Annotated in this window: 14 protein-coding genes and 1 pseudogene; 11 read left to right on the forward strand and 4 right to left on the reverse strand. The window is 58.5% G+C overall.

The genetic code is table 11. From position 1 onward, the window contains the following. Nucleotides 1-53 precede the first annotated feature (53 nt). From AC5JQH_RS17100 to AC5JQH_RS17130, 7 genes and pseudogenes are all read left to right on the forward strand, one after another. A pseudogene (locus AC5JQH_RS17100) lies at nucleotides 54-1,792 on the forward strand (type VI secretion system Vgr family protein). Beyond that, on the forward strand, nucleotides 1,789-2,613 hold the full coding sequence (locus tag AC5JQH_RS17105; protein ID WP_008170421.1) for a DUF4123 domain-containing protein: 825 nt from the start codon (nucleotides 1,789-1,791) through the stop codon (nucleotides 2,611-2,613). The pseudogene AC5JQH_RS17100 and the gene AC5JQH_RS17105 overlap by 4 nt, the downstream one beginning before the upstream one ends. A gap of 3 nt (nucleotides 2,614-2,616) precedes the next feature. Beyond that, nucleotides 2,617-6,009 carry a toxin VasX gene (locus AC5JQH_RS17110; protein WP_008170419.1) on the forward strand — a complete coding sequence of 1,131 codons (3,393 nt, stop codon included), beginning with the start codon at nucleotides 2,617-2,619 and terminating at the stop codon, nucleotides 6,007-6,009. After that, on the forward strand, nucleotides 6,006-7,142 hold the full coding sequence (locus AC5JQH_RS17115) for a hypothetical protein (RefSeq protein ID WP_008170416.1): 1,137 nt from the start codon (nucleotides 6,006-6,008) through the stop codon (nucleotides 7,140-7,142). The genes AC5JQH_RS17110 and AC5JQH_RS17115 overlap by 4 nt, the downstream gene beginning before the upstream one ends. Before the next feature lie 162 nt (nucleotides 7,143-7,304). Next, on the forward strand, nucleotides 7,305-8,420 hold the full coding sequence (locus tag AC5JQH_RS17120) for a hypothetical protein (protein ID WP_008170413.1): 1,116 nt from the start codon (nucleotides 7,305-7,307) through the stop codon (nucleotides 8,418-8,420). 92 nt (nucleotides 8,421-8,512) lie between these two features. Next, nucleotides 8,513-8,926 carry a TA system antitoxin ParD family protein gene (locus tag AC5JQH_RS17125; protein WP_008170411.1) on the forward strand — a complete coding sequence of 138 codons (414 nt, stop codon included), beginning with the start codon at nucleotides 8,513-8,515 and terminating at the stop codon, nucleotides 8,924-8,926. Continuing rightward, nucleotides 8,910-9,488, forward strand: coding sequence for an ATPase (locus tag AC5JQH_RS17130; RefSeq protein ID WP_008170409.1), 579 nt, complete (start codon nucleotides 8,910-8,912; stop codon nucleotides 9,486-9,488). The genes AC5JQH_RS17125 and AC5JQH_RS17130 overlap by 17 nt, the downstream gene beginning before the upstream one ends. Before the next feature lie 7 nt (nucleotides 9,489-9,495). Here the strand turns inward: AC5JQH_RS17130 and AC5JQH_RS17135 are convergent, their stop codons facing one another. Next, nucleotides 9,496-10,392: a DUF1853 family protein gene (locus AC5JQH_RS17135; protein WP_008170407.1), complete on the reverse strand. Its 897-nt coding sequence runs from the start codon at nucleotides 10,390-10,392 to the stop codon at nucleotides 9,496-9,498. A 64-nt stretch (nucleotides 10,393-10,456) separates the two neighbouring features. Here AC5JQH_RS17135 and AC5JQH_RS17140 point away from each other — a divergent pair, with 64 nt between their 5' ends. The 3 genes from AC5JQH_RS17140 to AC5JQH_RS17150 all read left to right on the forward strand — a co-directional run bounded on the left by AC5JQH_RS17140 (nucleotide 10,457) and on the right by AC5JQH_RS17150 (nucleotide 12,770). After that, entirely contained in the window at nucleotides 10,457-10,897 is a 441-nt protein-coding gene (locus AC5JQH_RS17140; RefSeq protein ID WP_008170405.1) for a VOC family protein, read from the forward strand. A 102-nt stretch (nucleotides 10,898-10,999) separates the two neighbouring features. Next, a complete protein-coding gene (locus tag AC5JQH_RS17145; RefSeq protein ID WP_273156076.1) occupies nucleotides 11,000-12,424 on the forward strand; it encodes a hypothetical protein in 1,425 nt (474 codons plus the stop codon). Continuing rightward, complete coding sequence (locus tag AC5JQH_RS17150; RefSeq protein WP_288365859.1) at nucleotides 12,396-12,770, forward strand: hypothetical protein; 375 nt, start codon at nucleotides 12,396-12,398, stop codon at nucleotides 12,768-12,770. The genes AC5JQH_RS17145 and AC5JQH_RS17150 overlap by 29 nt, the downstream gene beginning before the upstream one ends. A gap of 43 nt (nucleotides 12,771-12,813) precedes the next feature. Here AC5JQH_RS17150 and AC5JQH_RS17155 read toward each other — a convergent pair whose 3' ends face one another. Next, nucleotides 12,814-13,347, reverse strand: coding sequence for a cold-shock protein (locus AC5JQH_RS17155; protein ID WP_008170398.1), 534 nt, complete (start codon nucleotides 13,345-13,347; stop codon nucleotides 12,814-12,816). 223 nt (nucleotides 13,348-13,570) lie between these two features. Between AC5JQH_RS17155 and AC5JQH_RS17160 the strand changes: the two genes are divergently transcribed. Next, on the forward strand, nucleotides 13,571-13,789 hold the full coding sequence (locus tag AC5JQH_RS17160; RefSeq protein WP_008170396.1) for a SlyX family protein: 219 nt from the start codon (nucleotides 13,571-13,573) through the stop codon (nucleotides 13,787-13,789). A 72-nt stretch (nucleotides 13,790-13,861) separates the two neighbouring features. Here AC5JQH_RS17160 and dapE read toward each other — a convergent pair whose 3' ends face one another. Next, nucleotides 13,862-14,998, reverse strand: coding sequence for a succinyl-diaminopimelate desuccinylase (gene dapE / locus AC5JQH_RS17165; RefSeq protein ID WP_008170394.1), 1,137 nt, complete (start codon nucleotides 14,996-14,998; stop codon nucleotides 13,862-13,864). Further along, complete coding sequence (gene dapD / locus AC5JQH_RS17170) at nucleotides 14,985-16,013, reverse strand: 2,3,4,5-tetrahydropyridine-2,6-dicarboxylate N-succinyltransferase (protein WP_008170392.1); 1,029 nt, start codon at nucleotides 16,011-16,013, stop codon at nucleotides 14,985-14,987. The genes dapE and dapD overlap by 14 nt, the downstream gene beginning before the upstream one ends. Between the last annotated feature and the right edge of the window lie 65 nt (nucleotides 16,014-16,078).

Raw genomic sequence — 16,078 nt, forward strand, 5'->3', positions numbered from 1 at the left:
GAGGCCTGCTCAGGACGAGCTTAAAAACCGATTGCTCTTCAAGGAATGAAGATATGCCCCAGGCAAGTGGATTGCAGTTTACCGCCCGTGTTGGCGGACTCCCCTCAGATTTATTTTCAGTGGTTGGCTTTAAACTGACCGAGCGCCTGTCCGAGGTGTTTCAGGGTCACCTTGAGCTGGCCAGCACCGACCCCTCCATTCAGGCTGCAGAGATTCTGGAGCAACCAGTAGATCTCGTTATCTGGCAGGACAGCATGCCTCTTCGGCGGTTTACCGGGGTGGTCAACGAATTCGTCCGAGGCGATGCCGGCCACCGGCGTACCCGCTATGAACTGATTATCCAGCCGCCGCTCTGGCGTCTTGGACTGATGCACAACAGCCGGATTTTCCAAACCCAGGGCACCGACACCATTGTGCGCACTCTCCTGGAAGAGCGCGGCATTATCGATTCGATCTTCGATCTGAAGCGCACGCCGGAGCAACGGGAATACTGTGTTCAGCACCGGGAAAGCGACCTGGCCTTTCTCGAACGCCTCGCGGCTGAAGAGGGTTGGCATTACCGCTATGAACAGGGGAGCGTGGACGGGGACACCCAGTCGGCGCTTATAATCGCCGACCATCATGGCGATGCTCCGAAACTGGAGCCGGCAGCATACAACGCCAAAGCAGGCGGCAGCACCCAGCGCCCGGCGGTGTATCGGTTCCGGTATGAAGAACGGGTGCGGGTGGCCTCTGTGGCAATGAAGGATTACACCTTCAGAAATCCCGCCTATGCCCTGATGCATGAGCATGCTTCTGGCGATCTGAAGCACCGGGAAGACTACCAGCACTACGACTACCCCGGCCGCTTCAAGGCCGACGCCAGTGGCCAGCCTTTTACCGAAGCCAGACTGCAATCCCTTCGCAATGACGCCAGCACCGCCTCCGGCGAGAGCAACCGCCCGGATTTCAGCCCCGGCGCGAAAGTGGAACTGACCGAGCACGATAGTGACAATCTCAATCGGGAGTGGCTGCTAACGTCTATCATCCACACCGGAACGCAGCCCCAGGCTCTGGAAGAGGAAGGCGGCAGCGAACCCATCACGTGACCAACACGCCACCCTATGGGCTGCCCGAGCACAAAACCCGCACCACCCTGAAAACGAAAACCCACAAGGGCGAGGGCAGTAACGAACTGCGGTTTGAGGACGAGGCCGATCAGGAACAGATCTACGTACACGCCCAGAAAGATCTGGACCTGCTTACCGAGAACAACCGCACGGAGGTGATTCGGAACTACAGTCATCGCACTGTGGAAAACCACGATTTCAGTCATGTGAAAGGCAACGAGCATCGCACAGTCGATGGCGAACAGCGGGAATCCATCGGAGGCGATTGCAGCCAGAACATAGGCGGCACATTCCACCAGAAATCCTCCCAGGGAACATTTAGCGAAGCGGGCACTGAAGTACACCACAAGGCGGGAACCAAAGTGGTGCTGGATGCCGGCGCTGAAATCACCATTTCGGCGGGTGGCAGTTTTTTGAAACTGGACCCAAGCGGCGTGACGCTATCCGGGCCTGGCATCAAGATCAATTCTGGTGGTTCGCCAGGCAGCGGTTCTGGACAGAGCGTGGTGATGGCGCAAATGCCAAGGGTTATTGAGGGTGATCAGCCCCACGAGCCCGAGCAGGAGGCACTGGCGGAAGTTGAACAACGGAAGAACGCTCCGGCCATCAATGTAGAATCCCAAGTTGCGGCACTCAGGAAGGGGAATGCAACCTGCCCGGTTTGTGAGGAGCAAAACTCATGAATCAGGATTCCTGGTCGTTGCGGGAGTCGCCCTTTACCCATGTTCCCTGGCCTGGCCATCAACCTGTTGGGCTTGTCCTGGATGGTGTTGCTATCCCCGAACTCGGTGAGCAAATCTACCAGTGGGCCGGCGGACAAACCATTAATGCAGAGTGCCTGTACGTTGCAACCCGCTGGGAGGCGGTTTCGGACTTGTCCCCCTGGCTTGTATGGCTCAGTGGGCCAGAAGACCCGGTGCTGGAAGGGTTCCTGGAGCAGGGGCCCAGGCAAGAGCAGGGTTACCTGCTGATTTCGGCCACAGACCATGCTAGCTGTGCCTGTTGGATGCGCTCCCACCTGCAGGTAGAAGTGGCGCCGGGCTGTGAAGAACTGGTGCGGATTGCCCATCCGGCACTGGCCGCCACGGTGATCGGGGGCAATTTGCCGCGTTTCCCCACCAGGGCCGTGGACCGGTTGATTGTTCCGGATTGTATCAGCGAGCAGTGGCACCTTGTCGAGCCCCCGGCTGTTCAGTCTGGCGACATAGGTGACCAACCCGAAAAAATGATGGCCTCGCGGGACTTGAAGGGCGCTTTCGATGCCTTCAATCGGCGCAAAGGCGCACTGCACATATGGAACAACCTGCATGAGTCGGTGCGCAACCAGTTGGGTGGTCCTGATTTGAGGGATGCCTACCCGGCACTCGGCAGAATACTGGAAGAGGCCCTTGGCAACGGATGCAACAACTTGCGGGAGGTTATGCAATTCCTGTTCGTAACCTTGCCACCACAAGCCGATAGCAATGCCGTGACGGAAACGGCGCCTCCATTGAATCAAGGATGAACAATGACACGGATACAACGCCCCACTGACGACCGGGCAAGCAACGATCTTTTGTGCTGGGAACAACCAGGCACCCCCATTGATGAACCCGCTTCATGCCCGCTGCTGAGAACCGTGAACCTGCTGCCTATTCGGTACGGCAGGGTAGAAGTTGCGCCCGCCGATACAGACCCGGGGTACCCCTACTCACTGACCTCCCGCCCGCTTGGCTACCGCCTTCTTAGGTATGGCTATCTTTATGTATTGGACGCAGATACCGGGGAGCTCCACGAGTACCTGCATGAAAATGGTGAACTGACGGGCCACAACGGTGGCAAGCTGGAATACCCGAAGCAGCACACCCTCTACGTTTGCTTCGCCGATGTGCCCCTCACCGAACGCAAGAAAGCTCAGATACTTGACAGCCAGGAGGAGCGTGCGCACTTCATGCAGGAAATCGACCTGGCCAGTGCCTCGCCGGTCAGCGGCGGTGAGCACCTGCTGACGCCTGAACAGGCCAAACAATGGGTGGCTGAATTTGGCGAAGACTATACGCCGGATGCCCCCGAAAACGGCCACGCCCAGGAAAGCGAGCCCTATCACTGGGAGAATCAGCCCTATTACCACAAGAGCCGATTTGGCAAGTTGATCAAGCAGCAGGCCGTGGAAGACCCGGACAATTGCCTGTGCCTGGTGCTGAGGGACGACGTGGGCGTGATGCTGGACCTGGCTCAGCAGCAGGATGATGTGGTGGGCTGGATCGGCGACTGGGCGGAAGGTGGTGACGAGCCGGGGCACACCGAGCGGGACTATATGCTGGGTGCTTGGATAGAGTCCATGACACTGATCAACGATCACGCTCTGGAGACGGCTGGCGAAAGACCGGGAGGCGAACCTTTCCAGTCGCTGTACGAGAGTACCGACGATGCACAACGCCAGTCCATCTACGACTACCTGGAGGTGCGAAGGGATTACCGTGGCCCGCAACCGATGGGCCCCGAAACCTACCTGCGCGAGCACCACGGGGATAATCCCCTGGTCCGGGCACAATTGGCCATGATTGATGCCCTGGGGCAGGCGAACTACGATCAGCACCGGGACACCATCAATCAGCTCAACCTGCAGAACTATTACCAGCTTAACGGGGCCAAACTGGGCCAGCGCGGCATCAATGAACTGATCGACCGCCCCCGTATGGATGCCTTCATGGCGGCGCAGCGGGCCAAGCTGGCACGGTGGCAAGGGTTGCTGGCGGACATCACCGATGACCGGGCCACCCTGTTGTGTGATTCCCGCTTCCACCAGGCCGCCTGGTATTTCGACGTGGCGGATGAGAAGCAACTGGAGGCGGCCCTGGACCTGAACTATGCCTGCGTGAAGGATCTTTGCCGCACCGACGAGGCGGCGGAAAAGGTACTGGCCTGGCTGGAGGAGAATCCCCAGTACAGTCACCCCTTGTTCCACACCTTGCCCAAGGCCGCCCAGGCGCCGGATGCAGAGCCATCGACCACCTACTTTGGTATCGCAGGGGCCGGCTACAGCCTGGTGACCAGGGCCGCCGAGTGGGCGCGGCGCCTGGCCGAGGCGGAGGCCGGACACCTGCCGGACCTTGAGTTACGCTCCCATGAAATCCAGGCAAAGGCAGCCGCCATTGGCGACACCCTGGCACCGGCGGTGTCAAAAGGTATCGCCCGGGCTATGGAACAGCTTTACCAAGGCATTGAGGCAAACCGGATACCGCCCCTGGACGACCTGTTCCGGGACCTGCCGTATTTTTTCAAGGGCAAGATGCTCAAGGTCATCCAAGCCGGTGAGGTAGAGTTCCGCGTTGCCTCGGAACCGGAGCTGGCCACCTTCCGCCAGAACCTGGAACAACTGCTGTCGCTGAACGAGCGGCTGGAATCCCTGGCCCACGACCACGACGTGGCCAAGGCCACCCACGGCCACAAATCCGAGCGGGCGCAAAGCATCGTCAACGAGTTCAAGGCCACCCGGGAGGAACAGCGGGCCCTGGGCCGGCGTCTGGCCGGCGCCCTCAGCCCGGTGGAGGAAACCAATACCGGCCTGCGGCTCGAGCCCGCAACCACGGGCAGGGCGGGTATCTCCCTGCTGCTGCCTGCCGCGGGCCAGCAGCAGATGGGCACACTGATGGGGCACCTCCGCCAGGGCCTGACCTCTGCGCCACGGGTGAACCTGCTGGGGGATGGGCTGGGTGTGATGGTGTTTGCGGCGCAGTTGGTGAACTTTTTTCACGCTGTTTCCGAAGTTAAAGCTCAGTCACCAGACGCCAGGAGCTATGGCAAACTTATCGAAAGTCTGTCTGCTACATCCGGCGCCGGTTTCCTGGCCGCCCAAAGCCTGGCGGACACCGCTCTGTCCTCCAGGGCCCAGACCCTGGCAAACTCTTGGCAGCGCAGCGCCGTGCAGTCGGTCCATATCCAGATGGGCCGCTTGCATGTTGGGTTGGGAATATTTGCATACGGCGCGGGTGCTATCAGCGCCGCCATCGGCACCTACAAGCATGCCAGCAACTGGCTGGAAGCCGTACGGACCGGTAATGCGCAGGCGCAATTGGGGGCGACCCTTGGCATGGTGGGCAGCGGCGGGCTGACGGCGACAAATCTATATGGCCTAAACCAGACACGAATAGCTGCGATGGAGGTATGGCGAGCCGCCGACAAGGCAGGTGCCTGGGCCACCGCAGGCACCCGTCTGTCCAGCCTGTTCGTCCGCCTGAACATTGCCGGGCTGGCGTTTACCATGCTCGAGCTGGGGGGCACCTGGCTGTACAACCGCTACAATTTGAGCGAGCGGGATCAGTGGCTGCAGACCACCCCCTGGTCGCGGGAACCCGGCCAGATCCACAACGGATCGCTGGAGGAGTACGAGCAGGCCTTCGCCCAGCTCGGCAACAGCCTGTCCCTGGAGAAGGTCCCGGCGGAAGAGCAAGACGGTAAGGACCAACTGGTGCTGAACTGCCATGCTCTGACGGCGGCGGGGTTGATAGAGCCCCTGGACCAGCCGGCGCCCCGGCGAGTGTGGCTCAGTGCCTGGCGCATCCGGCCAGAACGCTCGGGCTGGTTCCGTGACACCCCGGAAACCTGGGTGCGCTGTTCCCATGATATCCTGACGAGCCTGGCCATCCGGGAAGGGGGCGGGCATCTGCAACTGGCGTTCTCGCCCCCGGACCACAGCAAGAGCGATCCGTATCCCGAAACCCGTGACCTGGCGCTGATGGTCCGGCTGGACACCCACCATTCGGAGGACCGCTACACCCAGGAGGTGTACATGCTCAAGGTAACGCCTGACAGTGACTGGCCGGTGACGCCTGTCCAGGAACCTCCCCAGGATAACGAAGGCAGGACCTTCTGGTACCAGGTACGCAATCCCTTTATGGAACTGGATATCTTCGAATGACACAGGAAACGCCCAAGGCGGATATAGCGAACGCCCCCAGGGCCGGGCGAAGTGACAAGTTCCCCAGCGGAACGGTGACGTACCTGTCACCGTTGCCCCTGCCCACTGGTTTGCCGCCCACGGACCACGGGCACGCAGTGGGTGAGGTGAACGAACGCTATCTGGACTTCGGGGTGGGGTTGCCTTCGGTGTTTGGCTGGCAGGTGACTCTTGGCGGCCCTTTTGGCTTATTCGTTATGGTGGCCATGGTTTTTCCGGCGATTGCCTTTTTAATGCTTTACTGGCTCGGCAATGGTCTGCCCGATGCCATTCATGCTTTTTGGGGAGTGATAGAGATCAGCTTCTGGATTGGCTTTTGGGGAGGGGGAGGTTTAATGCTTTGGTGGCTAGTTGCGTCCGTAATAGAACTCAAGAAAAAATCCCAGGTCATCCCCACCCGCTTCAACCGCCAGCGCCGCGAGGTGTGCTTCGTGCCCAATGGTCACCGGGAGCCCATTTTCGTACCCTGGGAGGAACTGGTGGCCTGGGTGACCGAGGCCCAGGGGGTGACCGAGTACGGTGTACAGCGCCAGTACGGCTTCGGTGTAGGCTTTCTCCACCCACAAACCGGCGAGAAGTACAGCTTGGAATTCCAGACTTACGGTTTGCCCCAGGCCATCAGCAACTGGGAGGCCATCCGGGCCTACATGGAGTACGAAGTCCACACCCTGAAAGAGATCCAGGATCCATTGGAACTTCAGGGCCCGGATGATCCGCCCTGGGAGGGCGTCCATGTTTTCCGCAATGCCCGCAAACGTCTTCATGAGGAATACCGGGAAGGCAAACGGGGAGTGCACTACCTGACCGGCTGGTACCTGTACCACCTGATGACCTTTTGGACCCTGCCCAACCGACTGGTGGAGTGGGAAGTCAGGAAGATCAAACGCATGACCCGAAAAACGCTGCCCAGGGACATGGCGGAGTGGTCTGAACCGTTATCTGAGAGCGAGTGGGCCAAGCCCAGCGAGACCTTCAAGCGCTTAAGCCAGAAGGTTCTTGAGAAGCAAAAGGCCCGTCCGGGGCGGTTGCCCTATGAAGTCTTTGCGGAAGTGTATGCCGAGGAGGACCGTCTGCCGCTGGCATCAACCAATTGATGAAGTAGTAAAGCCATTTCAAGGAGGAAATGATGACAAACATTGTAAACGCAAACCGCACAGGCTTTATGGCGTCATTCAGCTGTCACAAGCCGAGCTTGATCAGCTTGGAAGATCGGAAACCCTAGTCTGCAGTCAATGCCAGACGATGGACGGTCTCTCATGAACTCAAAAAGTACTCAGTTCGAACAGCCTCTACACGCGGGGCGTTCCGAGCCTTTCCCGAGTGGCCGGCTGACTCTTTTATCCCCCAAACCCCTGCCAACCGGCCTGCCGCCGGTGGATCATGGCCATGCGGTGGGGGAAGTGAATGACGGATACCTGGACTTTTTGGGCAGGGGCGACATCGGTGTTCGGTTGGCAAATGACGTTAGGTGGCTCTTTGGGCTTGTTCACACTCTCCCTTCCGTGCTGGCAGGCTTATTCCAAATTAAAGAACGTAACGCCCGCCCGTTTAACCGCCAACGCCGCGAGGTGTGTTTCGTGCCGGAGGGGCAGAAAGAGCCGATCATCGTTCCCCGGGAAATGCGGATCAGCCTCTCTAATAAGGATTTTGATGCCGCGACTGAGTATGGACTTCCCTCATTCATTCACTTGTTGCTGCTTTTTTTGTTGGTACCAGCTTGGTTGTTATTTTCATTCTGGATTATTCCCCCTTCAACCAACTGGATAATGAGCACCGGAATAAGCTTCCTCCTCAAACCCTTCGAAAACACCATTAACAAAAGACTGGATTCCACCCTTGAAGACGGCTGTAGCGAATTCAACCGCGTTGATGGTCAGGTTCGTATTGCCCTGTGTCGGGGGCGTTTTTTCGAGGCGCCTTTCGCGGAGTTTGATGCTTATGTGGAACGTGTTGTCCAGCACGGCGGTATCTTTTACCGGTTGATGCTGGTGCACCGTTACACTCAGAAAACCTTTAACAAAACAGGCTTCAGTACCATTGAGTCGGAAAAGTCAGAAGTGTTGGCGTTGTGGGATATGTTGCAACGCTACATGGATGTGACCCAGCCACTGCCGGATACACCGCGACTAGAGCCCTTCCGTCATCTGGACCCGGTAACAGCTGAGCATGACAGAAAGACCGGGCGGAACCCGAGGTATTGGCGGGACCTGGATCTTGAATCCTGGAAGGACGGGGAAGGCTGGACAGAGGTCCACCAGCGCCAGAGCAGGTTTCCTTGGGGAAGCCGAACCTGCAAGCTTACGCCGCAATTGGGCAAGATCTCGATGGAGGAGTATCGGAAGCTGCGACCGCCCGGTGCGTGGCCAATCTAAAGCCGGGTTGATGAACAAAACCTCAATTGTTGCATAATGCAACGCATGTGGTAGCCTGTTACAAGCGTTAAGCAATACCTCAGGAGGCCACCATGACAACCGCTGTCCGTCTCGACGACACTCTGGTCCGCCACGCCGCCGCAGAGGGCGCGGTTCATCGGCGTTCGACACCCAAGCAGATTGAGTACTGGGCCGAGATAGGCCGTGCCGTTGCCGGGGACGTGAGTGCGGAAGATCTGATTGCTATTCTGCAGGGTATCCGCCAGGTGCGGGTTGAACCGGTGGTGGCTGAGTCTGTTTCCAGTGATGACCTCTGGGCTGAAGTAGATCAGGCCCGGGAAAGCGGTAATCTGGGGCGCTCGATTGCCAGAGGTCGTACGGTGTATCAGGCGTCTGGAGAAAAGCCCGGCTATCTGGAGGCGATTTATCCGGATGGCACTCGGGAAGTCGGTCAGTTTCGCAACGGGCGTTTTGAAGCACTGAGTGACCGTGACAACGCAGCCTGAACTCTGGCTGCTGGTTGGCGGCAACGGTGCCGGCAAGACCACATTCTATGAGCGGTTCCTGGCCCGCCGGAAGATTCCTCTGGTGAATGCCGATAACATCGCCCGCAGTGTGTGGCCTGACGCGCCCGAGAAACACAGTTATGAGGCGGCGCTGATTGCTGAACAGGAACGGTTCCGACTGCTTAAGGAGCGCCAGAGTTTCTGTTTCGAAACTGTCTTTTCTCATTCCTCGAAGGTGGATTTTGTCGGGGCTGCCAAGGCTGCCGGATTTCGCATTCGGCTGTTTTATTTCCACCTCGAATTCGCTGCGTTGAACAAGGCTCGGGTGGCTTCCCGGGTAAGATCCGGCGGCCATCATGTGCCCGAGGCCAAGGTTGAGTCCAGAATTCCAAGGACCCTTGCCAATCTTCGCGAATGTATCGGGCTGGCGGACGAACTGCACCTCGTTGATAACTCCAGTCTCGATCAACCCTACGTGCGCATTGCGGTCTGGGAGGCGGGGCAGTGGCGTACCTGTCAGGAGGTCTTGCCTCAGTGGGCAACCGACCTTATTGATAACTGAAAGACGGCTATGGCCAGCTGTCCGGCACCACGAAAAAGCGGTTGGTTTCCTGCCAGAGGCCGCTGATGGAGTCCTCCTCGAGTTTCGCGAACAGGAGCGGGATGTTGTAGCGCTCGATGGTGTTCAATGCAGCAGTTACTGCATTGGGGGCCGGTGGCTCGCTTTGACGCCACGGGCCGATCCAGTGGGGTTTGTTCAATACCACCCAGCCGGGGAGGTCCGATGTCTCAATCTGTGAGAGATAGCGCCACTGGCCGCGCAGGTGACTGGCTGGCACGGACTCAGGAGCGATCACCTGTGTTCCTGCCGGGTAAAACAGGTACCCCGGCATGAAAATCCGGGGAATGACAGGCTCTGCGATTCCAGCGTCTGCCAGCAACGCCCGGGCCTCGGGCAACGCGGTTCTCTGGCTTTGCATGCGCAGCATCCGGTCTGTTTTCAGATCGAGCCGGTCTTTGGCATTCGGGCCATACCACAGAGTTCTCCCGCTTTGCTCCGGAACTCCCAGATAGTATTTGATGGCAATTTCGTGGTGCTCGATTCGATCTTCTGACCGATTATGCACCACGAAATCCAGCTCGCCCATGGTTCGGCCGTGGGACTGGATTTGTCGATTTTGAAGCAGAACATCCCAGCCCAGAAGGTCTTCCAGTAATACGCGGTAAAGCTGCTCGAAATAGAAGCCGAGCCGCTTCTGGGGTGTCTCTCTGAGCAGCGCAGGCGCTATTTCCGGCTTTTCATCCCAGGCCTGAAGTTGTTCTGTAATACCGTCAGGGAGATAACTGGCCGGCTCAAACGTCAGTGGTGACTGCAGCAGCTGGGGCGCCCGGCATAGCCAGGCAAGGTGCCTGATCGCCGGCGTGGTCAGTTGTCGAGTTGAGTAGGGGGTTGTTTTTGCATCCATATGGCCAGAATACCGTAAACTGTCCGCAAGGCACGATGATCAATACAGTTCTGAAGGAGGCTTCATGCAATATCTTCACACCATGATCCGGGTGAGCAACCTGGACGAGACACTCCATTTCTTTTGCGATCTGCTGGGAATGGTTGAGATCAATCGCAAGAGCAGCGACAAAGGCCGATTCACCCTGGTGTTTCTGGCTGCACCGGAAGACGAAGCCCGTGCCCGTGAAGACCGGGCGCCGATGATCGAGCTCACTTACAACTGGGATCCGGAAGAGTATACCGGCGGGCGTAATTTTGGCCATCTGGCCTACCGGGTGGGTGACATTTATGCCCTTTGTGAGCACCTCAAAGCCAATGGGGTAACGATTAACCGTCCGCCCCGTGACGGCCATATGGCCTTTATCCGCACGCCGGATAACATCTCGATTGAGCTTCTGCAGAAAGGCGAGGCGCTGCCACCGAAGGAACCCTGGGCCAGCATGGAAAACACTGGCACATGGTAAGCCCGCAGGCGGGGCGCCGCAAGGGGCTTGAGCGTGATACAATAACAACCTGAAACATAGCTTTCGCATCAGGACGATGCATTCAGAACATGGAGAAGTTTGATGGACGATTGGCAAGGATGCCTGGATCCCCAGTGCCAGACCGCTTTATTACGAGCCCGGGAAAGTGTTGAACGCCGTGGTGGCTCGGTGATTACCGTTGAAGATTACCTGCTTGCCCTGCTGGACTCCGCACCCGCTATAGCCCGCTTTCTGCGTGGCTGCGGCGTGGATATGGACGAACTCACCCGCACCATTCAGTGCGAACAACCGATCGTGACGGAAGTGGGCGGCGAAGGGCAATTATCTTCCCAATTGATGTACTGGTTCGCGGCGGCCCGGGAAACCAACGATTCGCCATGGCTCGGATGGTCTCAACTGTTGGGGGCGCTGGTTCGCCACGCGGAGCGGCTGCAGGAAAAAGCCTATGTGGCGGTTTTTGAGTTGGTCCCACGCTGGCCCGATTCGTCCGGGGAGCGGGAGCCGGCGCCGATTGATAACTTCCAGAGAGCGCCCGTGGTAGTGACGGATTCCGCATGGGTTGAGCTGGCTGAGGATGTCGCGATCGGTCTGGCGGCGTCGCCGTCAGCCATGATCTGGGTCCGTGGCGAGCGTGGAGCGGGCAAGACCGCCTGGCTGCAATCGCTGCTTCCGGTACTGGAGCAGGATTACGTTGAGTTGGATCTCAGGCGTGAAGCGGAGATCATGGCCAGTGATCTTCCGGTTCTTCCGGCGCTTTCATCGGAGGGCGGTCCGGGAGAGGAAGGGCCACGCTGGCCGGTACTGGTACTGGACAATATCTCGCCAGCGGACCTGATTGCGCTGATGGATCTTCCTGATGGGCTGGCGTCAGCGCTGGTACTTCAATGGGCAGGTCCAATACTTCTGCTGGGGCCTGAAGAGCCTCGCGAAAGCAGTGCCGCCCTGGCGCTGCAGCATCGTCTGGGCCGCACCCTCGACACCTTTGATATGCCGGTTTCAAGCGTGGTTCAGCGTCAGGCCATTCTGACAGCCCACCAGGCCGCCATCGAGAAGCAGTGGAATGTGCAGGTGCCTCGGTCGGCGATCCGGTTTGCTGCTTCTCGCCGGAGCCGGTGCGTGAGCACGCCGGGCGGAATGCTGCAGTGGCTGGAACGGGCGGCCGCCCGGCTGAACCTCGTTGCCCGCAGAGGCCCGGCCGAGGCGGTGGCCCTGGCTGGACAGGCTGATACTCTGAGGCGTCAGTCCCTGGTTGCCCTGGCGCGGAAAGAGCCGATCGACGACATCGAGGCTTCGCTTGGTGAAATTCAGCTTCATCGTGTGGCTGCAGAGGTTGCCTGGCATGAGCGTAAAGCCGCCGGCAAGCTCCGGCAGCTGAGCACTGAAGATTTGCGGCAGGAACTGGAACGCTGGGTTGCAGCGCGGCCCGGGCCGGTTCACTATGTGCGGCATTGCAATAATCAGGATGGAGATTCAGCGGGTGCAGGATCTGGAAATTTACATTCGTGATCTGGAGCCGGGGGCGGTTTCCGGGTGGCTTGAGAACCACCTTGAAGAACTGGAACTGGATGACGTTGAGGTAACAGGCGTGATCAAGGGCTTTGCCCGCTTCGAGGGCGAGAGACTGCGGATATCGCTTTATCCGGGGGCATTTGGCAAACGTTTCACCTCATTGGTCATTGAGGGGCCAAAGGTGCCCTGGAACAGCGACCTCGACTGCGCGCGCAGTGCCTGGCGTGCCATGGGTGCCGAGATCCGTTGCAGCCCGGGAGACTGGAAAGAGGGCGAGCCGGTAGAGGATGAAAAGTGGTGGCGCCTGGACCACCGGGGCGAACAACAGGTCGTCTGGAACTGAAAGAGGCAGCCCGTGGGCTGCCTCTTTGCTTTCAGTGGACGACTCAGTCGCTCAGGATGGACACGTTGTCGGCCTGAAGACCTTTGTCTGCTTCCACAACATTGAAGCGAACCAGTTGACCCTGGCGCAGAACCCGGCGACCGCGGCCGCGGATTGCACGAAAGTGTACGAAAACCTCGTCGCCACTATCGCGCACAATAAAGCCAAAGCCTTTCTTCACGTTGAACCACTTGACGGTGCCTTCTTCATCACCCTCAGGGCTGCTTTCGTCATAGCCATCATCATCGTCATCATTGTGGTTCTGGCTGGGGGCACGGTTGCTCGGCCGGGATGGGCTTTGCTGTTCGGCCGGTTTCTTGACTGAAAGCGCAATGGCCAGGAAGCCCGCAATGCCGAAAACGATCAGCGTAATAATGTAGGCTGCGATGCCACGAGTGCTACCGAGGGCCTCAATAAGCTGACCTGCAGCGATCAGGCGAAGAGGCTCTGGTGTAAAAGACAGCAACAGGGCAAGCACCAGCGGTGCGGGGATGGCGATCAGGAGAGAAAAAAGGATCGCTTTGGATGGATTACGCATTGACTGAAATTTCTCCATTCTTGTAACGCTAACGATAAAAACCGGATATCGGGTAAAATCGCACATCCGGCCGGTGAAAACCGACAGTACCCCGAAAAACGGGAGTGCTGGCGGGCAAAAGCGGCATGATACCAGATTATCCCGAGCGCTGACCAAGCAACGGAATAAGCAGTGTCATCAATCACATTCTAGAGAGAACTACCCAGGGGAGTACCAATACCCGATGAGCCAGAACGATCTGGAAACCCGACTGGACGAGCTGGAAACGCGGCTGGCCTTTCAGGACGACGTTATCAATACCCTGAGCGAACAGGTTGCCAAGCAGGAAATGGATATCCGTGAGTTGTGGGAGGCCAAGCGGCTGCTGCACAAACAGTTGAAAGATGTTTCACCGTCCAATATCAAGTCAGAGCAGGACGAAACACCTCCCCCTCATTATTGAAAGTGGCGCATTAAAAAGGGATCAGATGAAGGTTTCATCTGATCCCTTTTCGTTGGATTCCGGCTCCTGCTTTTATGCCAGCAGTTCGATCAGAATCTGTTCGTAGATTTCAGACAGGGTATTCAAATCTTCGGCCTTTACGCACTCATCCACTTTGTGAATCGTCGCATTGATGGGGCCAAGTTCGACCACCTGCGCGCCGGTAGGTGCAATGAAGCGACCATCCGAGGTGCCGCCGGAGGTTGAAAGTTCGGTTTCCCGGCCTGTCACCGTGCGAATGGCGCTCTGGCTGGCAGACACGAGTGCGCCCTTGTCCGTCAGGAACGGACGGCCACTGAGGTGCCACTGCAGATCGTATTTCAGGTTGTGGCGGTCCAGGATGGCTACCACCCGTTCCTCCAGACTTTCTGCAGTGTTTTCCGTGCAGTAGCGGAAGTTGAAGTGCACCAGGCATTCACCGGGAATAATGTTGCTGCCCGTACCGGCCTCCAGCTTAGTAATCTGGAAGGTGGTTGGCGGGAAAAAGTCGTTGCCGTTATCCCAGAATTCCTTTGCCAGCGCATCCAGGGCAGGCGCAACCAGGTGAACCGGGTTCTCGGCCAGGTGCGGATAGGCTACGTGGCCCTGAACCCCATGCACGGTCAGGTAACCATGCAGAGAGCCCCGTCGACCATTCTTGATCACATCACCCACTTCTCGGGTGCTGGACGGCTCGCCAATCAGACACCAGTCGATCTTTTCGTTCCTGGCTTCGAGAGTTTCCACCACTTTGACCGTACCGTGTTGGGCTGGCCCCTCTTCGTCACTGGTAATCAGCAGGGCTATGGAACCCCGATGGTCCGGGTAGCTTGCAACGAAGCGCTCGCATGCGGTTACGAAGGCTGCCAGGCTGCCCTTCATGTCCGCGGCGCCACGGCCGAGGAGGTAGCCATCCCTGATCACGGGATCAAAGGGTGGGTGCGACCAGTTCTTTTCCGGCCCGGTTGGTACCACATCGGTATGGCCGGCAAAGGCCAGCACCGGCCCCTCGGAGCCCTTTCGGGCCCAGAGGTTATCGGTATCGCCAAAGCGCAGGTTCTCGCCGGTGAAGCCCAGAGGCGCAAGGCGCGACATCATCAGTTCCTGACAGCCGGCATCGTCTGGCGTGACAGACTGCCGGCGGATCAGATCAACGGCAAGTTCGAGGGTCGGGGAATCAGTTGTTTGCATGCAGCTCTTCATTCAGCTCGATGGCAGACTTGTTGGTTTTGCACTCCACCGCGCCAGTCTGGCTGTTACGGCGGAAAAGCAGGTCTGTCTGGTTGGCCAGATCGCGGGCCTTGATCACCTCAACCAGCTCGTTGTTGTCGTCGAGCAGCGCAACCTTGGTGCCGGCTGTGATGTACAGCCCGGCCTCGACCTTGCAACGGTCGCCCAGCGGGATGCCGATACCGGCGTTGGCGCCGATCAGGCAGTTCTCGCCAACGGCAATGATGATGTTGCCTCCACCGGAAAGGGTGCCCATGGTGGAGCATCCACCGCCCAGATCAGACCCCTTGCCAACCATGACGCCGGCGGAAATACGGCCCTCGATCATGCTGGTGCCTTCGGTGCCGGCGTTGAAGTTGATAAACCCTTCGTGCATGACCGTGGTGCCTTCACCCACATAGGCGCCAAGGCGAACCCGGGCGGTATCGGCAATGCGGACACCTTTCGGTACCACGTAATCGGTCATCTGCGGGAATTTATCCACGGATTTGACTTCCAGTGTGCGGCCTTCCAGGCGAGCCTGAAGCTGGCGGTCGGACAGTTCGTTCAGATCGATCGCGCCTTCGCTGGTCCATGCCAGATTCGGCAGCAGGCCAAAAATGCCGTCCAGCTTCAATCCGTGAGGTTTGGCCATGCGATGAGAAATCAGGTGAAGCTTGAGGTAAACCTCCGGGGTGCTGGACGCGGTGTCATCTGTTTCGAGTACTGTGACAACCACCGGGCGCTTGCTGGCGGCTGCTTTGTCCGCCAGTGATGCCTGGCCTGTCTGGCCGATCTGACGCAAGGCGTTGGCGAGCTGGCTGAGCTGCTCGGCGGTCGCGCTGATCGCCTGGTTACCACCCTTGTAATCAAGGGCGTTGGAGATGACGTCCATCAGGGTGTTATCGGGTGTCATGACCGGCTGCTGGTAAAACACTTCCAGCCACTCGCCCTGGTTGTTCTGGGTGCCGATACCGATACCGAATGCAAAGCTCATCTGATGGTTGCTCCTGTTATGAATGTGGGGCCAGGGCAATGCCTGAAGACCCCTGAAATTAAAGT

Source organism: Marinobacter sp. H13, from assembly GCF_059072335.1.

Excerpts from the sequence above, each read along its gene's own strand:
- AC5JQH_RS17105 (WP_008170421.1), top strand. The coding sequence starts at position 1,789 with ATGAATCAGGATTCCTGGTCGTTGCGGGAGTCGCCCTTTACCCATGTT.
- AC5JQH_RS17110 (WP_008170419.1), top strand. The coding sequence starts at position 2,617 with ATGACACGGATACAACGCCCCACTGACGACCGGGCAAGCAACGATCTT.
- AC5JQH_RS17115 (WP_008170416.1), top strand. The coding sequence starts at position 6,006 with ATGACACAGGAAACGCCCAAGGCGGATATAGCGAACGCCCCCAGGGCC.
- AC5JQH_RS17120 (WP_008170413.1), top strand. The coding sequence starts at position 7,305 with ATGAACTCAAAAAGTACTCAGTTCGAACAGCCTCTACACGCGGGGCGT.
- AC5JQH_RS17125 (WP_008170411.1), top strand. The coding sequence starts at position 8,513 with ATGACAACCGCTGTCCGTCTCGACGACACTCTGGTCCGCCACGCCGCC.
- AC5JQH_RS17135 (WP_008170407.1), bottom strand. The coding sequence starts at position 10,392 with ATGGATGCAAAAACAACCCCCTACTCAACTCGACAACTGACCACGCCG.
- AC5JQH_RS17140 (WP_008170405.1), top strand. The coding sequence starts at position 10,457 with ATGCAATATCTTCACACCATGATCCGGGTGAGCAACCTGGACGAGACA.
- AC5JQH_RS17145 (WP_273156076.1), top strand. The coding sequence starts at position 11,000 with ATGGACGATTGGCAAGGATGCCTGGATCCCCAGTGCCAGACCGCTTTA.
- AC5JQH_RS17155 (WP_008170398.1), bottom strand. The coding sequence starts at position 13,347 with ATGCGTAATCCATCCAAAGCGATCCTTTTTTCTCTCCTGATCGCCATC.
- AC5JQH_RS17160 (WP_008170396.1), top strand. The coding sequence starts at position 13,571 with ATGAGCCAGAACGATCTGGAAACCCGACTGGACGAGCTGGAAACGCGG.
- dapE (WP_008170394.1), bottom strand. The coding sequence starts at position 14,998 with ATGCAAACAACTGATTCCCCGACCCTCGAACTTGCCGTTGATCTGATC.
- dapD (WP_008170392.1), bottom strand. The coding sequence starts at position 16,013 with ATGAGCTTTGCATTCGGTATCGGTATCGGCACCCAGAACAACCAGGGC.